Origin of the sequence: Roseixanthobacter psychrophilus (genome assembly GCF_043195195.1) — a bacterium.
Lineage (GTDB): Bacteria > Pseudomonadota > Alphaproteobacteria > Rhizobiales > Xanthobacteraceae > NCEH01.
Genome location: NZ_JBAFWT010000009.1, coordinates 32,374 through 50,178 on the forward strand (window position 1 = coordinate 32,374; position 17,805 = coordinate 50,178).

The 17,805-nt window shown below is 65.4% G+C and carries 16 protein-coding genes; 12 read left to right on the forward strand and 4 right to left on the reverse strand.

What is annotated here, in order from left to right:
* Window positions 1-756: 756 nt before the first annotated feature.
* Together V5F77_RS10725 and V5F77_RS10730 are read right to left on the reverse strand one after the other, a co-directional pair.
* A complete protein-coding gene (locus V5F77_RS10725) occupies window positions 757-1,365 on the reverse strand; it encodes a short chain dehydrogenase (RefSeq protein WP_429005341.1) in 609 nt (202 codons plus the stop codon).
* Between the two features lie 54 nt (window positions 1,366-1,419).
* Window positions 1,420-2,367, reverse strand: coding sequence for an AEC family transporter (locus tag V5F77_RS10730; protein ID WP_429005342.1), 948 nt, complete (start codon window positions 2,365-2,367; stop codon window positions 1,420-1,422).
* A 442-nt stretch (window positions 2,368-2,809) separates the two neighbouring features.
* On the opposite strand from V5F77_RS10730, the gene V5F77_RS10735 reads away from it, so the two are divergent.
* The 10 genes from V5F77_RS10735 to V5F77_RS10780 all read left to right on the forward strand — a co-directional run bounded on the left by V5F77_RS10735 (window position 2,810) and on the right by V5F77_RS10780 (window position 11,116).
* Window positions 2,810-3,595, forward strand: a complete 786-nt coding sequence (locus V5F77_RS10735; protein ID WP_429005343.1) for an alpha/beta hydrolase — start codon at window positions 2,810-2,812, stop codon at window positions 3,593-3,595.
* A gap of 128 nt (window positions 3,596-3,723) precedes the next feature.
* Window positions 3,724-5,394 carry a malonate decarboxylase subunit alpha gene (gene mdcA / locus V5F77_RS10740; protein WP_429005344.1) on the forward strand — a complete coding sequence of 557 codons (1,671 nt, stop codon included), beginning with the start codon at window positions 3,724-3,726 and terminating at the stop codon, window positions 5,392-5,394.
* Window positions 5,395-5,403: 9 nt separating this feature from the next.
* Window positions 5,404-5,721 carry a malonate decarboxylase acyl carrier protein gene (gene mdcC / locus V5F77_RS10745; RefSeq protein WP_429005345.1) on the forward strand — a complete coding sequence of 106 codons (318 nt, stop codon included), beginning with the start codon at window positions 5,404-5,406 and terminating at the stop codon, window positions 5,719-5,721.
* Window positions 5,714-6,643, forward strand: a complete 930-nt coding sequence (locus V5F77_RS10750) for a biotin-independent malonate decarboxylase subunit beta (protein ID WP_429005346.1) — start codon at window positions 5,714-5,716, stop codon at window positions 6,641-6,643. The genes mdcC and V5F77_RS10750 overlap by 8 nt, the downstream gene beginning before the upstream one ends.
* A complete protein-coding gene (locus V5F77_RS10755; RefSeq protein WP_429005347.1) occupies window positions 6,630-7,361 on the forward strand; it encodes a biotin-independent malonate decarboxylase subunit gamma in 732 nt (243 codons plus the stop codon). Before V5F77_RS10750 ends, V5F77_RS10755 begins: the two co-directional genes overlap by 14 nt.
* Window positions 7,354-8,028, forward strand: a complete 675-nt coding sequence (mdcG, locus tag V5F77_RS10760) for a malonate decarboxylase holo-[acyl-carrier-protein] synthase (protein WP_429005348.1) — start codon at window positions 7,354-7,356, stop codon at window positions 8,026-8,028. The genes V5F77_RS10755 and mdcG overlap by 8 nt, the downstream gene beginning before the upstream one ends.
* Complete coding sequence (gene mdcB / locus V5F77_RS10765) at window positions 8,004-8,921, forward strand: triphosphoribosyl-dephospho-CoA synthase MdcB (protein WP_429005349.1); 918 nt, start codon at window positions 8,004-8,006, stop codon at window positions 8,919-8,921. The genes mdcG and mdcB overlap by 25 nt, the downstream gene beginning before the upstream one ends.
* On the forward strand, window positions 8,918-9,853 hold the full coding sequence (locus V5F77_RS10770) for an acyltransferase domain-containing protein (protein WP_429005350.1): 936 nt from the start codon (window positions 8,918-8,920) through the stop codon (window positions 9,851-9,853). The genes mdcB and V5F77_RS10770 overlap by 4 nt, the downstream gene beginning before the upstream one ends.
* A gap of 31 nt (window positions 9,854-9,884) precedes the next feature.
* Window positions 9,885-10,316, forward strand: a complete 432-nt coding sequence (locus V5F77_RS10775; protein WP_429005351.1) for an organic hydroperoxide resistance protein — start codon at window positions 9,885-9,887, stop codon at window positions 10,314-10,316.
* Window positions 10,317-10,336: 20 nt separating this feature from the next.
* Complete coding sequence (locus V5F77_RS10780; protein ID WP_429005352.1) at window positions 10,337-11,116, forward strand: SDR family NAD(P)-dependent oxidoreductase; 780 nt, start codon at window positions 10,337-10,339, stop codon at window positions 11,114-11,116.
* A gap of 119 nt (window positions 11,117-11,235) precedes the next feature.
* Here the strand turns inward: V5F77_RS10780 and V5F77_RS10785 are convergent, their stop codons facing one another.
* Both V5F77_RS10785 and V5F77_RS10790 read right to left on the reverse strand, forming a co-directional pair.
* Window positions 11,236-12,657 carry an aldehyde dehydrogenase family protein gene (locus V5F77_RS10785; RefSeq protein WP_429005353.1) on the reverse strand — a complete coding sequence of 474 codons (1,422 nt, stop codon included), beginning with the start codon at window positions 12,655-12,657 and terminating at the stop codon, window positions 11,236-11,238.
* Window positions 12,658-12,828: 171 nt separating this feature from the next.
* Entirely contained in the window at window positions 12,829-15,711 is a 2,883-nt protein-coding gene (locus V5F77_RS10790; RefSeq protein ID WP_429005354.1) for an ATP-binding protein, read from the reverse strand.
* A 396-nt stretch (window positions 15,712-16,107) separates the two neighbouring features.
* Here V5F77_RS10790 and V5F77_RS10795 point away from each other — a divergent pair, with 396 nt between their 5' ends.
* A complete protein-coding gene (locus V5F77_RS10795) occupies window positions 16,108-17,247 on the forward strand; it encodes a C4-dicarboxylate TRAP transporter substrate-binding protein (RefSeq protein WP_429005355.1) in 1,140 nt (379 codons plus the stop codon).
* Window positions 17,248-17,293: 46 nt separating this feature from the next.
* Window positions 17,294-17,788: a TRAP transporter small permease gene (locus V5F77_RS10800; protein WP_429005356.1), complete on the forward strand. Its 495-nt coding sequence runs from the start codon at window positions 17,294-17,296 to the stop codon at window positions 17,786-17,788.
* Window positions 17,789-17,805 lie beyond the last annotated feature (17 nt).

Here is a 17,805-nt window from a genome sequence, read left to right on the forward strand (position 1 = left end):
CCTTGTCGGCGTGTGCCAGAACCCAGCGCGCCACCGCCTCTACGGCGTCGGCGGTGCGGGCGATGAGGCTGTAGCTGATGCTCGGTCCTTGATGTCGCGGGCGGCGGTGTCCTGCGAGCACTTGGCGAGGGTTGCGTATTTGGATGAGGTCAGCTTGCCTTCGAAACCGTTGAACAGGCGGTTGACTACGAGGCGCTGACGCGTGTTGAGGGCGCTCCTGGCATGGGCCTCCCAGAACCGCGCCCTGCTCAGAACCGTGGCAAGGATGGCCTCCGCCCCGCGGAAGGCACGGTCCAGGCACTCGCGCGCAGGCCCCTCGCCCTCACGAGAGGGAGCAGCTTGAGCTATGGCCCATCCGGCCGTTTCTCACCGCGCCCCCATTTGCTGACGGCATCCTTGCGGACATTCAGGTACTGCGCAAAGACTGGCCGGGAGACCTTCTCGCGCTCGCGCAGCGCCCGGATTTCTTCGGGTGTGAAGGGTTCAACCGCGGTAAAAGGCATAGGGCATCGAACTCGCGCAGGGTCGCCTTGTTCACGAGCCCAGCCTTGTGGATGCCGGATGCGGCCTTACGGACCGATGCGAGAGGCCGCTCTCAGTGGTTTTCTTTGTCGCCGCCATCGCTCTTTAATCTGGTCGCCTCGCAGCTTCTCAGGCGCATTCAGGCGCCCCCAGAGCAGCAGCGGCGTACCTTTGGTGCGGGATTTTCTCAGCCTCGCCTCCACCCGGCCGCAGTATTCTCTTGGACCGGACCAGTTATTGATCCGTCTTATGGAGCTTCAGGATGCGGCCGGTCATCGGGTTGGTGATCGCCCTCAGATAGGCGTGTGCGACCTCCCGCGCGGAGACGGGTGTATAGCCGATGAAATATGGGTGGAGAGCCGTTGCCTCTGCAAGGACTGTCGGGCTGATACAGTTGACGCGCAAGCCACGAGGCAATTCCGCTGCAACTCCTTTTACGAAGCCTTCGACCAAGTGATTGACGGTGGTCCCGATCGTGCCAGCCGGGATGCGCTCATCGGTGAGGACGCCGGAAACCAGCGTGAAGGATCCTCCATCGGCGATGTACGGAAGCGCTGCCCGCACGAGGTTGATCTGACCCATGCCTTTCGCGGCGATGGAGTCTGCCCACTGTGCGTCCGTGGCCAATGCGAACGGTGCGGGGAATACCTCGCCGGCAGCACTCACCACCGCGTTGAACGGGCCTAAATCAGCGAACAGAGCCTTCAGGCTCTGGAAGTCTGTCATGTCCGCCTGGCGATCACCCGACGTGCGCCCGACCGCGACGACTTCATGGCCATGCTCCTTCAGGACCTGCTGCACCGCGGAGCCGATTGTGCCGGTGCCGATAACGACAGTCTTCATCTTCGCTCTCCATTGACTATGTAGCTCAAGGCGGGACTTGCTCGCCCTCCCTGCTTACGCTGGAAATAGCAAAGAGATGACCAGCGCCATGGTCACGGCGCTGATGAGCGTGCTCGCGATCACGATCGATCCAACGGCTGCGGAATCCTGGCCGTAATTAACCGCGAAAAGGATGCCGAAGAAGCCAGACGGAATAGCAGCGAGAAGGATGGCCACCCTGGCCGTTTCCAGCGGCACCGCGAATACGGCGACGACAGCAACGGCAAGCAGGGGGCGCATGACGTCGGCCATCAAGGTGGCTGCAATCACCCCCCACCGGGGTCGAAATGACTGCCCTGACAGAACAAGCCCCGTCAGGAAGAGGGCGACACCCGCAGCCGCCTGTCCGATGAGCGAAAGGCTCGCAGTTATGACCGGAGCAAGCTCAAGGCTTGCTAAAGAAAGTGCGATACCGGCCACCGGCGCTAACACGACCGGCTTCGTGAGGGCCCGCCGCAGCGCCCTCACGATGCGCTTGCTTCCAGCTTCAGGATCTGTGCCGGTGCGGGCATGGAGTTCGACAATGACGAGAGCGATTGGGCTGACTATGACGGACCCTGCGGCGAGCCCAACTGCGACTTGAATCGCGCCGGCCGGCCCGAGCACGGCCGCGGCGACCGGAAGGCCCACACCGGCGAGGTTTGGAAAGGCGACCGTCAGTGCCTGCAGCGCCGCATCGACGGGATCCGCTGCCAAATATCGGCGCGCGCAAACATACCAGCCACAGAATACAATGAGCATGACGGCACTGAGCAGGAGAAAAAGCGGAGCCTGGGCTATCATCTCGCTGCGAGGCGCTGAAGCTATGGCGACGAAAAGTGCTGCTGGCAGGGCGAAGTCCATCGTCAACGCATTCAGACTCCCGACGTTATGATTATCGACGATCTGAATTTTTCCGGCAGCGTAGCCGAGCGCCATCACGAAGAAGAGAGGCGCGAGGGCCATCTGAATTGCGTGCAGCATCGCGCGCGCTCCTGATTTTCTGTTATATTATAATCATATAGGATATCTTCACGCCTATTATTACTATAAAACGCGAGAAGAACGTCGCTCGTTTTCCATGTATTTCAACTATATCTGTATATATTACTTTAATATAGAATTATCCAGATTGAATTACTGTCATTTAAAACAATGAGATTCGCCCCAAACGACATTGGGTCGAACAACAATCCGCGAATGGTCCGCAGTGTGAGCCAATGAACATAACTCTAGATGGATTTTCGCATTAATTTAAGGGTCAGCCATTAATTTGTCGTGCGAACAGGAAAATGCGCATATCTCTGAGCAACAATTACGTTGATTTACACAGATTTTCGCATATTTACTATCGAGTTCGATCCGCTCCCGACACTCTCCTCATCGCCATCAAGGCACAGTCTCTTTGCACAGATGAGGTGATGCCATGTCATTTCCCCGTATCAGCGCTGCCGCGCTTCTCGCTTCGCTGCTCGCTTTCGCGGCCCCGGCCTCGGCTGCCGCCGAGCCGATCAAGAACATCGTCCTGGTGCACGGCGCCTGGGTCGATGGCTCCGGCTGGAAACCGATCTACGAGATCCTGTCGAGGAAGGGCTTCCACGTGTCGATGGTGCAGGAGCCTGAGACCTCCTTTGCCGATGACGTCGCGGCGGCGAAGCGCGTGCTCGACATGCAGGACGGCCCCGCGATTCTGGTCGGTCATTCCTATGGCGGCTCGATCATCATCGAGGCCGGCGTGCACCCCAAGGTCGCCGGCCTCGTCTATGTCGCGGCCCATGCGCCGGACGTCGGCGAGGACGAAGGCGCACTCGGCAAGAAGACGCCGAGCGTGCTCGCCAAGACCGAGGGCGCGATCAAGGTGACAGCGGACGGCTATACCTATCTGGATCCCAAACTGTTTCCGAAGCTGTTCGCGCCCGACCTGCCGAAGGAACAGGCCGAGTTCGAGGCCCGCTCTCAGGTCCTCGCCAAGAAGGAGGTGTTCAGCACCCCGCTGACCGCCGCCGCCTGGAAGACCAAGCCGAGCTGGGGCATCGTGGCGGGCAACGACCAAATCATCAATCCCGACCTCGAACGCTTTTATTACAAGCGAGCCAACGCGCCGTTCATCGTGATCGAAGGCGCCAGCCATTCGGTCTATGAATCGCATCCGGCCCAGGTTGCCGCCATTGTTGAACAGGCCGCGCGCAAGGTCGGCGAGATGGCCAAATAATCGCGATCAAGTAATCGCGACCAAGTAATCGCGGCCGGGTGATCGCGGCCGCGGTCGACATGACGTCCGATGGAACCGGGACGCCGCCTCCCCTTGGCGGGGGCCCGCGCAGGAGAACGAGGCAAGCGATGAATATCCGATCGGAGAGTCGGGCGGGGCGTGCCTGGGACACACAGAGCCAGTCGCGCGAAAAACGCGTGGCGGCCGCCAGTGCCTATGCCAAAGGCAAGCAGGTCGCGCCTGGCGACGTGACCCGCCTTTTGGAGGCGGTGATCCGCCCCGGCGATCGGGTCTGCCTTGAGGGCGACAACCAGAAGCAGGCCGATTTCCTCGCCGCCCGGCTTGCGGAAGTCGACCCCGCCATCGTCAAGGACCTGCACATCGTGCAGTCGGGCGTAGTGCTGGCCGAGCATCTCGATTTGTTCGAGGCTGGCATCGCCAAGCGGCTCGACTTCTCCTACTCGGGCCCGCAGGGCGGAGCGATCGCGCGGGCGCTTAAGGCCGGCAAGATCGAGCTCGGCGCGGTCCATACCTATCTGGAGCTGTTCTCGCGCTACTTCGTCGACCTCACGCCACATGTGGCGTTGACAGTCGCGCGCTCTGCCGACCGCGACGGCAATCTCTACATGGGACCCAACACCGAGGACTCGCCCGTCGTCATCGAGGCCACCGCCTTCAAGCAGGGCATCGTGATCGCCCAGGTGAACGAGTTGGTCGACAAGGTGCCGCGCGTCGACGTGCCGGGCGACCGGGTCGACTTCGTCGTCGTGGCGCCGGACCCGTTCTATGTCGAGCCGCTGTTCACCCGCGACCCGGTGCAGATCACAGAATCCCAGATCCTCAGCGCGATGCTGGCGATCAAGGGCATTTATGCCCCCTATGGCGTGAAGCGGCTGAACCACGGCATCGGCTTCAACACAGCCGCCATCGAGCTGATCCTGCCCACCTTCGCCGAGCGGCTGGGGCTGAAGGGCAAGATCGCCACCCATTTTGCCCTCAACCCGCACCCGACCCTGATCCCGGCCATTGAGAGCGGCTGGGTGGAACAGGTCCACAGCTTCGGCTCGGAAGTCGGCATGGACGACTATATGCGCGCCCGGCCGGACATTTTCTTCACCGGCCGGGACGGCTCGATGGCCTCGAACCGCATGTACTGCCAGTCGGCGGGGCTGTACGCGACCGATCTCTTCATCGGCTCCACCCTGCAGATCGACCTCGCCGGCAATTCCTCGACCTTCACGAAGGATCGCATCGCCGGTTTCGGCGGTGCGCCGAACATGGGCTCCGACCCGCGCGGGCGGCGCCATGCCAGCGAGCCGTGGCTCCAGGCCGGCCGTGAGGCCGCAGGCGACGCTTCCAGCCTGCCGCGCGGGCGAAAGCTGGTGGTGCAGATCGTTGAAACCTTCGGCGAGAAGCTGGTACCGACCTTCGTCGAGAGCCTCGACAGCATCGAGCTTGCCAAATCGCTCGATCTCCCGCTGCCGCCGGTCATGATCTACGGCGACGATGTTTCTCACATCGTCACCGAGGAGGGCATTGCCAACCTTCTGCTCTGCCGCAGCGCCTATGAGCGCGAACAGGCCATCCGAGGTGTGGCCGGCTACACCAATGTCGGCCGCGGGCGCGACCGCAAGACGGTAGAGGACTTGCGGGCCCGCAAGGTGATCCAGCGGCCCGAGGATCTCGGCATCGACCCGCTCGACGCCAACCGGAGCCTGCTCGCCGCCCGCTCCATCAAGGAACTGATGCACTGGTCGGGCGGACTCTACGATCCGCCACGCAAATATCGCAACTGGTGAGGAGCCGCCATGGATACCCTCAAATTTCGCCATACCACGCGCGCCGCTGCTGCCGGAACGGCGGGTAGCACCCTGGTCGGCGTCGTCGCCTCAGGCAATCTGGAGGTGCTGCTGGAACGCGCACTCGCCGAGACAGAATGCATCGTGGAGATTGCCACACCGGTGCTTGGCTATGACGAGGTGTGGGCGGCGGTCGTCGCCGATTTCGTCGAGCGCACGTCGCCCGGGGGTCTGCGCATTTCGATCAACGATGGCGGAGCCCGGCCGGACACGGTGATGCTGCGGCTCCTGCAAGGCGTCAAGAGTATGGAGGCGAGCCATGAGTGAGATGAATTGGTCCCTCGCCGATGCCGCGAGCTGGTTTCTGTCGACGGCGCGCGAGCGTGTCGCGGGACTTCTCGATCCGGGCAGCTTCACGGAGTTCCTGCCGCCCACGGAACGGGTGCAAAGCCCGCACCTCGCCATGTTCGACCTGCCGGCCGCCTTCGATGACGGGATGATCGTCGGCAGTGGCCGGATCGAAGGGCGCGCGGTGCTGATCGCCGCGCAGGAAGGCCAGTTCATGGGCGGCACCTTCGCCGAGGTGAGCGGGGCGAAGCTCGTCGGCCTGCTGCGCGCAGCGCGCGAAAATGACACGCTTCCACGCGTCGTGGTCCTGCTGCTGGACAGCGGCGGGGTCCGCCTGCAGGAGGCCAATGCCGGCGAACTCGCCGTCGCCGAAGTGATGCGGGCCATCGTCGAGGCCCGCGCGGCCGGAGTTGCGGTGATCGCGCTGGTCGGCGGACGCGCCGGCGCCTTCGGCGGGGCGGGGCTCACCGCCGCCACCTGCTCGGCGATCGCCATTTCCGAACAGGGCCGCATCGGGGTCACGGGTCCCGAGGTGATCGAGACCAACAAAGGCGTGGAGGAGTTTGACTCGCAAGACAAGGCGCTGGTCTGGAGCGTCACCGGCGGGCGCACGCGGCGGCTGATCGGAGGCGCCGACGCCTATGCCGACGACGATGTGGCGAGCTTTCGCCGCGCCGCCCTCGCCCTCATGGACCGCGCCCCGCCCTTCGACCTCGCCACGCTGCGCGCCGAACAGACGCGACTCGCGGATCGAATTGAGCGTCTCGGCCCGTGCCGCACCGCCTTGGAGATGTGGGCGGCCCTCGGCATCGCCGATCCGCGCGCCGTGGGCCGCGTGGATGACGATGCATTCCGGGTGATTGCAGAGAGCGTGGAGGGAACCGATCATGACGCCCGTTGAAATCCTCGCCTCTCTCTTTCCTGAAGGCCATGACATTACCCCTGGTCCTGATCATCTGATCCTCGGTATGGGAAAGCGCGCCGATGGCAGTCCGGTCGAGGTTATCGGCATCGCCGACGGCGCGCCGCTGGGCATCACCGGCATCCTGCCGCTCGCCGCGCGCGTGCTCGACATCGTGGCGGCAGGTGGCACTGCGCCGATCCTCGTGCTGGTGGACACGCAGGGCCAGCTCATGTCGCGCCATGACGAGATGCTGGGGCTAAACGAATATCTTTCGCATCTGGCGAAATGCCTGATGCTGGCGAGCCGCAGTGGGCATCCCACCATCGGGCTCAACTACGGCAAGGCCGCTGCCGGCGCCTTCCTCGCCACGGCCGGCGCCACCGACGTTCTCGTCGCCCTACCCGGCGCCGAACCCTCGGTAATGGACCTGCCCTCCATGGCGCGCGTGACCAAGCTGCCGCTGGAGAAGCTGACCGACCTGTCGAAGACCACCCCGGTGTTCGCGCCGGGCCTTGCCTCCATGAGCGCGGTGGGCGCGGTGGCGCAGACCTGGGACCCGTCCCAACCCCTGGCTCCCCAGCTCGACGCGACGCTGGCGGGCATCACCGCGCACGACCGACGCGACGTGCTCGGCGCCGAGCGGGGTGGCCGGCCGCTCGCGGCGATCATCGCACGCCGCGTCGCCGCTCAGGCCGGCGGTGACTCCCATGCCTGACCGACCACTCGCTCGGCATGATCTGGTTCACGTCACGCCGCAGGGCTGGCGCGCCATGCTCGACGCAGTGGAGCCCGAGCGCCTTGGAGCCGCGCCATACGGCCTGGTGGAGGACTGGGCCGAACGCGGCTGGCCGGTGATCGTGCGCCGCCCGTCCGAGCACGGCGAGGCCAGCACCATCGCCGTCGGGCTGCCGCTCCCTCCCTCACACGGAAAGCTCCGACTCGGCTTCACGATCGCGCCCGATTGCGTGGCGGAGCGGCTTGCGAGGGTTCAACCGAGCGAGGTGGTGTCAAACGTGCCGGCATCGCTTCATGCGCAGCTCGACGCGGTGATTGCGCTCGGTGTCCGGCTTTCCGTGACACCCGCCGTTTTCGGCGCCGTGCTGTGGCAGCATCTGACTGGGCTGACCTATCTGCGGCCCGGCTCGGATATCGACCTTCTCTGGCCGCTGCCGTACGGAAATGTCGTGCCCGAGCTGCTGGCGGCTCTTGCGATCCTCGACGAGGCTGGCCCGGCCCGGCTCGACGGCGAGATCATCCTTGCCGACGGCGCGGGCGTGAACTGGCGCGAACTGCACAGCGAGCTTGGCCGGACGGGCGGTGAGGTACTGGTCAAATCCCTCAGCGGAGCGGAGTTCAGATGCGCACGACACCTCTTCGCTTGATTGAGGCACCGACGGTGCAGGCGGCCGCCCGCGACGCGCGTGCGCCATGCGCTCCCTTCGCCGATGCGGAGAGGCTCGGCGACATCGCGGCGGATGCGTTGGCCGCCGAGCTTGACACCCATCCCAAGCCCGGCCTCGTCAGCCCGATCGACAATGGCAGCCATGACGACATGGACTATGCCACCTTCCAGCGCAGCATCGCCGCCCTGCGGCCGTTCTACGCCGCGTTCGCCGTTGCCGGCGCGGCGGGCGCCGGAATGGACGAATTGCGGGGGATCGGCCAGCGGGCGGAAGATGCGATGCTTGCCGCAACGGAAGGGGCGAATACCCATCGAGGGGCCATCTTCGCGCTCGGCCTCCTCTGCGCGGCGGCAGGGGCGACACGCACAGAGGAAGCCGCGCACGGTCGCCGGCCGCCCCTTTCCGCGTGGCGACTGGCGACGATGGTGGGCGAGCGCTGGGGCCGCGATATCATGCGTGGTCCCATTGCCTTGAACAGCCATGGCAGCGGCGCACTGCGCCGTTTCGGTGCCGGCGGCGCGCGGGCGGAAGCGGCCGGCGGTTTTCCCCATGCCCGCACCGTCGGCCTGCCGGCCCTCCGCGCCGGACGGGCGCTCGCAGGGGAGGACATGGCCCGCGTGCACGCCTTCTTCGCGCTGATGGCGGCGATGGAGGACACCAACCTATTGCATCGTGGTGGGACGGACGGCCTGCGCGATGCGCGGTTGGCCGCGCGCGATTTTCTCGCAGCGGGCGGTGTGGGCCGGCATGACTGGCGCGACCATGCCATGGCCGTGCACCGCAATTTCGTTGCGCGCAAGCTCAGCCCGGGCGGCTCCGCCGATCTGTTAACGGTGACGATTTTCCTCGATCGCCTCGAGCGCGAACCATGAGCGGCACCGCCATCCTCTGCTCGGGACAGGGCAGCCAGGGCCCTCATATGTTCGATCTCGTCGCAGCCGAGCCTGCGGCCGCGCCGATCTTCGCGGCGGCGGCGCATGCGCTCGCCGGGCAAGACCCGCGCGAGCTGGCTCGGCAAGGGGGCGATGTCATTCATCGCAACCACATCGCGCAGGTGCTGTGCTGCGCGCAGGCGCTGGCGGCGTGGGCCGTGCTCGGCACGTCCACGCCCCGCCCGCTGACCATCGCTGGCTACAGCGCTGGAGAAGTGCCGGCCTGGGTGGTCGCCGGCCTGATCGCCGCGCCGACCGCCTTCGACCTGGTGACACGACGCGCGGCGCTGATGGACGCCGAGACCCACGAGCCATCCGGCCTGGCCGCCATCGTCGGCCTGACACGCGATGTGATCGATGGGGTGTGTCGCCTCCACAAGCTCGACGTGGCGATCGTCAACGGACCCGCGCATTTCATTGTCGGCGGGCATGTTGCGGACATCGACGCGGCGCTCGCCGAGGCGGCAGGGCGAGGCGCGAGCCGGGCCGTCCGGCTGCCGATCGGCGTCGCCTCGCATACACCCGCGCTTCGCCGCGCCAGCGAGCAATTTGCCGGCCTATTGCGCGACGACGTCCAGGTGGGGGCCCGTCTGCCGCCCGGTGTCCGGTTGATCAGCGGCATCGACGGCGCGCCGGTGCGCGATATCGGGAACGGGCTGGCCAAGCTTGCCGCGCAAATCTCGACCACCGTCAACTGGGCAGCCTGCATGGAAGCCTGCCGCGGCGCTCGTCCAACGCGCATCCTCGAACTCGGCCCCGGCGATGCCCTGGCGCGCATGATGAGCGAGTGCGCACCCGACATCCGCGTGCACAGCGTTGCCGACTTCCGCACGGTGGACGGCGTACGCCGCTGGATGGAGGAGGCGTCGTGAGGGCAACGACCAATCTGAGGAGACAGAAGCGATGACGACGATTCTCTACGCGACCAAGGTGACCGCCACCGGCGGGCGCAAGGGCACGATCAAGAGCGAGGACGGGATCCTCGACCTGACGCTCGCCATCCCGAAGGAACTGGGCGGCATGGGTGGGGCGACCAATCCCGAGCAACTCTTCGCCGGCGGCTATGCCGCTTGCTTCGAGAACGCGCTGCTGCGCGTCGCGCGCCAGGCCGGCCACCGCTTCGCCGATGGCGATGTGGAAGTGGTCGCCGAGATCGGCCTCAGCCGCAACGAGGCCGATGCCTTTGTGCTGCATGCGGACCTCGCCATTGTCGTCGCCGGCGTCGATCAAGCCACCGCCGAGCAGTTCGTGCGCGGGGCCGATGCCATCTGCCCTTACTCAAATGCCGTCCGAGGCAATGTGGATGTCACCAAAAAGGTGACTGTGCGGCCATGACCGCAAACAGGGAGGAAGCAATGGCCCATATTTTAGATGATATGCCTTCCGGAAAAATCGCTGTCGTCACAGGTGGCAACCGCGGCCTCGAGCGCAGCACCGTTCTCGCCCTCGCGACGGGCGGGGTGAACACAATCTTCACCTACCGCGTGAACCGTGCCGAGGCCGATCGGGTCGTCGGCGAAGTGGCCGAGCATGGCTGCCGATCGATCGCGCTGCCGCTCGACACCGGCGATATCGGCTCGTTCGATGCCTTCGTCCAGAGCGTTAGCGAAGCCCTGTCGGAGCTGGGGGCCGACCAGTTCGACTATCTGGTCAACAATGCCGGTACCTCGCATCACAACTCTATCGAGCAGACGACGGAAGAGGAGTTGGACGCGCTCTACCATGTCCATTTCAAGGGCGTGTTCTTCCTGACGCAGAAGCTGCTGCCGCTCATCCGGAACGGCGGGCGTATTGTAAATCTCTCCTCTGGACTGACGCGCGTGACCGTTCCCGGCAGTGCCGCCTATGGCGCGATGAAGGGCGCGGTCGAGGTTTTGACGCGCTACATGGCGAAGGAACTCGGCCCGCGGTCAATCGCTGTAAATGTCGTCGCACCCGGAGCCATCGCGACCGATTTCAGCGGTGGCATGCTGCGCGACAATCCTGATATCGCCCGCCGCGTCACCGACATAACCGCGCTCGGCCGGGTGGGTCAGCCGGACGACATCGGCCCCATGATCGCGTCACTCCTTTCAGAGGCAAACCGCTGGATCAATGCGCAGCGCATCGAGGTATCCGGAGGCATGTCGATCTAACCGCGTGCCCCGGAATTCCCTTACGGGAGTCGGGGCTCCTTTCCCGCTGCGTCCGGTCAACGCTGTGCCGAACGATTGCGCAGACATCTCGCTCGCACCGGCCGTGCTCGGCGCGCCGTTCACGTCACCACGGCCTGCAATTCGACAAACTCGCCCATGCCCCGAAGCCCATCCATGCAGCCTATACCCCGGCGATGCAGGGATGAGGCGCCGTGCCGCGCGGCATTCGCACCGTTGATCGAAACAATGCGCGCGTATAGCCGGCCGGCGACGGCACGGGCGAGGTCGGGATCGGAGGTCCAGACGGCAGCCGTCGCAGCATAGCCGCCCTCGTTCGACATGCGGATGGCCTGATCGATCTCGTCATAAGGGATCACCAGAACCACCGGGCCGGGTATGGTTTCCCGCGCAATGCTCATCTGATAGGGCGCATTCGCGATGACAGCCGGCTGAAGGAAGGCGCCAATGGCATCGCCCACATCGACCGGCACGCCGCCGGACATGAGTTCCGCACCCTCGGCGATGCCGCGCTCGAGTGCCCGCGTCACCTCGATACGCTGCTGACGGGAGATAAGTGGCCCGATATCCGTGTCTGTCGCCAGCGGATCGCCGAGCCGCAGCATGGCGGAAGCCTCGCTCAGTGCGGTCACAAGCTCGGCCTGGCGATGGCGCGGCACAAGGAAGCGATCCTGCCGCGCGGGCCATTGACCGCTGGCGAACAGGCTGACGTCGCGCAGACCCGTGACCGCCGACCCAATGTCCACATCGGGGAGAATGATCGCCGCCGATCTCCGACCGACCTCCAACGTCAGCGGTTTCGACCGTGACGACGCGATGGACGCAAGGCGCTGGCCGTCCGGATCCGAAGAGGAGAGTGCCACGCGGTCGACGCCGGGATGCCCGGCGAGATAGCCCGCCGTCTCTCCCAAGGTTACGAGGATGCTGAGCAAGCCTTCGGGCAGCCCCGCCTCCATCATAAGCTCGCCGATAATCTGGCCGTCCAGCGCGGTGATTGGGTTCAGGGCCAGGATGACCGCACACCCGGCCAGAATGGCGGGGATGAGCCAGCCAATCGCCATGCTCTGCGGAGCGTTCCACGCGGGCATTGCCGCAACCAGGCCCGCCGGTTTTCGAATGATCGTCTTGCCTGCTGTCGCCTTTTCATATCCGGATATGCTGGACCGTGCGGCTTCCACGTGGGAGGCCGCACGGGTCGCGAGGTCCTCGCCGAGGAGGGCGTTACATCCTAGCGGTATCGCGTTCTCGCGGGTGACGAGCATCGACAGGGAGTGCAGCCGTTCAACATAGGCCGACAGGAAGCGCTCGACGACATCCGCACGCCGCGCAAGCGGTTGTCCCGACCAGGCGCCTAGATCGAGCGCCTGCCGGGCCGTTCGGACGGCGAGGTCCACGTCCGCAGAACTGGCAAGCGGTGCGACGCCGACCCATTCGCCGTTGAACGGCGAGCGCACCTCACAGGCCCCGCCGCCGAGCGGTTCCATGCGTCGGCCGCCGATGAAGTTTCTATTGTAGACTACCATCACTGAGGTTTCCCGACGTCGGACGTGAAACCCCTCTTCAAGGTTCACGACGACGCTCGTTGATAAGGCCCAGATGATGGCTCGACGGCTGTGGCGACGCTCGTTCAGCCCTGTAAAGCCGCGTTAAACCTGATCTCCCTTCCCCAGCGAGATGAAACGCACGGCTCTTGTTTAGGCCCCCGCCGTCAGCAGGCGGCGGGCAACCGACAGGAACGGGCTGTGTGCCTTCTCGGCGAACTGGCCGCAGATGTCGGCAAGCGCCGACGCCGTCTCGTCGCGCGCGCACAGGCGGTGCCGCGCCAGGGCGATCTTGAGTTCAAGATGATGGGCCGACTGACACTTTGCAACATCGAGGGCTTGCTGCATGAGCCGGTCTACGCTCTGGACTTGAGCGCCAGCCGCGGCTTCCAGCTCCGCTTGGCAGAGCAGAAGGTCTGCGAGAAAACAGCTGCCCCCGAAGGCGCGGGCTTTGTCCACCGCCGCCGTGGAAGTGGCGCGTGCGGCGTCGATGAGGCCCAGTTTCCCCTGCCCCCGCGCTAGGTTCACCATGATCTCGACGGTGATGACGTGATGGTCCTCGATCTGGCAGAAACCGAGCGCCCGCTCCATCGCGCTCACACCCTCATCGACCCTTCCCCGCAGCACGGCGAGCGCGCCCATGAGGCCTTCGCTGACGACCCTGTAGGGGACAAGTGCGTGCCGGGAGGCATGGTCGGAGGCACGGCTCAGACGGTGCTCGGCGAGGTCGAGCTCCTCATTCCAAAGCGCAACTTCACCGGTGTACATGAGGGCAATGCAGATCGATACGGGATGGCCGCGGCGCTCGGCCTCGCGGATGCTGTCCTCGGCGAACCGTGCCGATCGCTGGGTGTCGCCGCGCAGCCATAAGGTCCGCGCCATGATTTCCATCGCGCGGACACGATGGTCATAGCCGAAATAGTCCACATTGGTGGGCGCGGCGACAGGAATATGTTCAAAGCCGCGCTCACCGAAGACTTGTGACTTCCGCTGATCACCCAAGAGATGGTGGCTGCAGCCGATCATCCATTCGGCCATGGCGATGGCTTCTGGCGTGCCGACGGTGGAACTGAGATGACTACACCGCTCCGCGACGGAGAGCGAGCCGCGGAAGTTACCGATGCGCGTGAGGAAGATGTGCTCGCCGCCGAGCAGATGCAGTTCGTGCGTCGGCTCGTTCAGGCTCGCCGCCAGAGCCTGGCCATGCGCAATGGCCGAACTGATCGTCCCGCGATTCCCGCGGGTGAACATGGCCCCGATGGTCAGCCCCTCCAGCAGCAGCAACTCGACATGATTGCCCCGGGCCTCGTCGTCCATCGTTTCCAGCGCCATGCGGCACCAGCTCTCGCATTCCCCGAGCAGCGCCAAGGCGAGAAAGAGCGGCGCCGAGATCGCTGCGAGCTCAATGAACTCGCCGCGCCGCGCTGCGTGGGCAAGGCACCAGCGCAGCGAGGCGCGGATGTCGCCGAGGCGCACGGCATGCGCAGAGAGGTCGCGGCTGCTGAATATGGCGGTGTCGAGCTTATCCGCGCGGAGGACGTCGATTAGATGGCGAACGAGCCGATGCGACACTGCGTCGGATTCATCGACCTCCTGAAGCTTGGCGTTGGCGAAAGCTCGGGTCGTATCCAAAAGGCGGAAATAGACGGGAGAGCCGCTTGCCGAAGCCCAAATCAGTGACTTGTCGACCAACCCAGTCAGAGCGCTGGCGACGGCGAGCCGATCCTCGTCGTCCGCCGCGATCGTCAAAGCGTCCTTTAGAGTGAATAGCCCGGCGAAGATGGACAGGTGCCGCAGGACGCGCCGGTCGCGCGGCGACAGCAGCGCATAGCTCCAGTCGAACACGGCATCCAGGGTCTGGTGCCGGGCTGGAGCGCCCCGGCGTCCCTCCCAGTATAGCCGGACGCTGTCGCTCAGCATGTCCACGACGCCCCTCAGCCCGAACGCGCCGGCGCGGCTTGCAGCCAGCTCGATGGCGAGTGCCATCCCATCCAGGCGGCGGCAGATGTCGGCGACCAACTCCGCACCCTCATCATCCAGCGGCGCGCGATGGCCGCTGGTCGCGGCGCGCTCCATGAAGAGCTGTACCGCGGGGAAGGTCAGCGCCTCGGCCGCCGTAAGCGCCACCCCGGCCGGCGGTGTCGCCAAGGGTGGCAGCAGGTGCACGTGCTCACCTTCCACCCGCAGCGCTTCGCGGCTGGTGGCGAGCAGGCACAGGTCCGGCAATTCGCCGAACAAGCGCCCGCACAGGGCGGCGGCGGCGTCGATCAGGTGCTCGCAATTGTCGAGGATCAGCAACATCGGCCGGCCCTGCAGTTGCGAGATGATGATTTCTTCAGTCTGGCCGTGCTTCGACACGATTCCGAGAGTGGTGGCCAATGCGGACGCGACCAGATTGGGATCACGCACCGGGCTAAGGTCCACAAAGGCCACCTCGCCGCCCTTGCGGGTCTGGATCGCACGGCCGACGAAGATGGCCGCCGTGGTCTTGCCCATCCCGCCGGGGCTGACGAGCGTGATGAAGCGCTGGTGATTGAGCGTCTCCACCAGATGGTCCACCAGCGGATCGAGCCCGACGACGCGGGTGGCAGGCAGGGGCAGCCGCTGTGCCGCCCGGGCCTGGGGCTTGGCCGATTCCGCCGGCGCCCCCTCGCCGGCTGAGCCCGTTACGGGCGGCGCGGCAGGGGCTGCGCTCGACCAGGTCACCGGAGCAACGAAGCAATAGCCACGGCCCACGAGGTTCTCGATATATTCGCCATCCGCCTCGCCGCCGGCCAGCGTCTTGCGCAAGGCTGAGATGTGCACGCGGAGATTGGCTTCCTCGACCGTCAAGCTGGGCCATGCATGAGCCAGGAGCCGGCGATGGCTCAGCACCTGCCCGGCGCTCTCCACCAGGGCGATGAGCAGATCCATCGCTCGGCTTCCGACCTGGATCGCATCCGGGCCACGTGCCAGCCGCCGGCGGGCCGGGTTCAGCGTGTAGGGTCCAAAGGTGGCCGTGCGCCAAGCGGACGCGGTGTCCGGGATCTCAGGCATAGGCTGCCTTGCGCCGGAGGCGCGGCATCAACCACAATGTGAATCGCGCAAGCCAATGCGCCGCGGAAAACGGTGACCGGTTGTTCGAGGCCAATGGCACGACGGCTCCTCCAAAGCCCGCTGATTACGCCGTCGGACATGGTCGTGACCAAAGCCCGGCTCACCCGATCTCGGAAATGTGATCTATCGGCGTCCCCACCGGAGGCATTGCGCCGCCGGACCCAGCCACGCGCGGCAAATGCATTTTTCATTGCCGCCAACTTACGCACTATTCTTCGGGCAAGCTATAGATCCGTGCTAAGCTTTATGCGTGTTTAACGGCCACTCGCGCCACAATCCAGGCGTTGAGTGGCTTCATGTCCATTCCTGCCCGTATGCGGGTGTCAGAGTGGCGAGATGAACCGCAGACTGGTGTACGCCCTGACCGGTCTCCTCCTGGCGGCAGCGCTTCGCCCGCTGGACGCGGCGGAGCTGTCCTTTGCCATCGGTCATCCGCCTCAATCCCGCCTTGTCAAGGGCGGGGAAGTATTCGCCGCCACCCTTCGCGAGGAGACCTCGGGCGAGGTGACGGCGCGTGTGTACGCCATGTCGCTGCTGAGCCTCGCGGAGACATCGTCCGGGCTGCGGACTGGGCTCGCCGATATTGGAATGGTGCTGACCACCTACCGGCCCGGCGAATATCCCGCGACCAACCTGATCCATGACGCGTCCATGATGCTAGACCGGTTCGCGGACCTGCCGCGCCGGCTGAAGGGCGCCGCCTATGCGCCCGCCATGGCAGAGTTCATCCTGACGCGCTGTGTGGAATGCACCGCGGAATTTGCCCGCCAGAACCAGATCTATACCGGCGCAGCCGCGACGACCCCCTACGCCCTCAGCTGCGCACGCCCGGTTCGCTCCATGGCGGAGCTCCGTGGAGCGCGGCTCAGGGTCGGCGGCGCGAACTGGGCGCGCTGGGCCGAGGCGATGAAGGCCGTGCCCGTCACCATGGCCGGCAATGAGATGCTTGAGGCGCTGACGCAGCGCATCATCGACTGCGTCGTCCTCTCCCTTCCCGATGTCCGCAACTTCGGCCTGAGCAGCTCCGTCCACGCCATCACGGCGGATATTCCCGGCGGCGTCTATGTGGCGGCGTTCGCCAACGTGAACCGCGATGTCTGGCGCAGCCTGACGACGGCGCAGCGCATGGCGATCATGAAGGCCACCGCCCGGGGAACGGCCACCACCAATTGGGCTTATAGCGAGGACGAACAGCAGGTGATGGGGCAGATCAAGGCCGCGGGCGGAAACGTCTACGACGCCGATGCGGCCGTCCGGGAGGCCAGCGCGCGCTTCACCGAAGCCGACCTCAGCCGGCTGGCGGAGATCTATGCCGCTCAGGGCGTCGTCCGTAGCCGGCAAATGCTGGCCGAATTCCTGCCGATCCTCGAGCGGTGGACAATGCGTGTGCAACAGGTCTCTTCCGCCGAAGAACTGGCGGATATCTATTGGCGGGAACTCTATTCGAAGGTGGATGTGAGCGATCCTGGCCGCTGAGCGCCGGCCTGCCGCGTGTGAGATGTGCGCTCAAAGGGGGGGGCGGGTGAAGCGGATCATTCGGCTGGTCGATGCGGCAGCGCGGGCGGGCGCTTTTCTCGGCGCCGCCGCGATCCTCTTGATGATGGCGCATGTCTCGCTCGACGTCGCTTTGCGCAAGCTGTTGGGGCAGCCCCTTCCGGGGACGCTCACCACGGTGACGTACTACTACATGGTGATCGCGGTCTTCGCGCCGATGGCCCTCGTCGAGCGGCACCGCGCCCACATCTCGGTCGATCTTCTGACACCACTCCTTCCCGCCCGCCTGCACAGGCACATGCAGGCGATAAACGGCGTGGTCGCGGCGCTGATCATGGCGTTGGTCGCCTGGAGCGGCTGGACGGATGCGGTGCACGACTGGCAGGTCAGCGCGTCGCAGGTGCAAGGCAGCGCGGTCATGCCGGTGTGGCCCGCTCATTTCGCGGTTCCCTTCGGTGCGGGCCTACTGGCAATCGCCTTCCTGTTGCGGCCGGTTCTACGCCCGTCCGGCACGCGCCCGTGATATCGCAGACGGAGCAT

What these genes read in the sequence shown, in the direction of transcription:
- V5F77_RS10755 (WP_429005347.1), top strand. Translation starts at nt 6,630, where the DNA reads ATGACGCCCGTTGAAATCCTCGCCTCTCTCTTTCCTGAAGGCCATGAC.
- V5F77_RS10785 (WP_429005353.1), bottom strand. Translation starts at nt 12,657, where the DNA reads ATGGTAGTCTACAATAGAAACTTCATCGGCGGCCGACGCATGGAACCG.
- V5F77_RS10795 (WP_429005355.1), top strand. Translation starts at nt 16,108, where the DNA reads ATGAACCGCAGACTGGTGTACGCCCTGACCGGTCTCCTCCTGGCGGCA.
- V5F77_RS10735 (WP_429005343.1), top strand. Translation starts at nt 2,810, where the DNA reads ATGTCATTTCCCCGTATCAGCGCTGCCGCGCTTCTCGCTTCGCTGCTC.
- mdcB (WP_429005349.1), top strand. Translation starts at nt 8,004, where the DNA reads ATGCGCACGACACCTCTTCGCTTGATTGAGGCACCGACGGTGCAGGCG.
- mdcG (WP_429005348.1), top strand. Translation starts at nt 7,354, where the DNA reads ATGCCTGACCGACCACTCGCTCGGCATGATCTGGTTCACGTCACGCCG.
- V5F77_RS10780 (WP_429005352.1), top strand. Translation starts at nt 10,337, where the DNA reads ATGGCCCATATTTTAGATGATATGCCTTCCGGAAAAATCGCTGTCGTC.
- V5F77_RS10725 (WP_429005341.1), bottom strand. Translation starts at nt 1,365, where the DNA reads ATGAAGACTGTCGTTATCGGCACCGGCACAATCGGCTCCGCGGTGCAG.
- mdcA (WP_429005344.1), top strand. Translation starts at nt 3,724, where the DNA reads ATGAATATCCGATCGGAGAGTCGGGCGGGGCGTGCCTGGGACACACAG.
- V5F77_RS10730 (WP_429005342.1), bottom strand. Translation starts at nt 2,367, where the DNA reads ATGCTGCACGCAATTCAGATGGCCCTCGCGCCTCTCTTCTTCGTGATG.
- V5F77_RS10750 (WP_429005346.1), top strand. Translation starts at nt 5,714, where the DNA reads ATGAGTGAGATGAATTGGTCCCTCGCCGATGCCGCGAGCTGGTTTCTG.
- V5F77_RS10775 (WP_429005351.1), top strand. Translation starts at nt 9,885, where the DNA reads ATGACGACGATTCTCTACGCGACCAAGGTGACCGCCACCGGCGGGCGC.
- V5F77_RS10770 (WP_429005350.1), top strand. Translation starts at nt 8,918, where the DNA reads ATGAGCGGCACCGCCATCCTCTGCTCGGGACAGGGCAGCCAGGGCCCT.
- mdcC (WP_429005345.1), top strand. Translation starts at nt 5,404, where the DNA reads ATGGATACCCTCAAATTTCGCCATACCACGCGCGCCGCTGCTGCCGGA.
- V5F77_RS10790 (WP_429005354.1), bottom strand. Translation starts at nt 15,711, where the DNA reads ATGCCTGAGATCCCGGACACCGCGTCCGCTTGGCGCACGGCCACCTTT.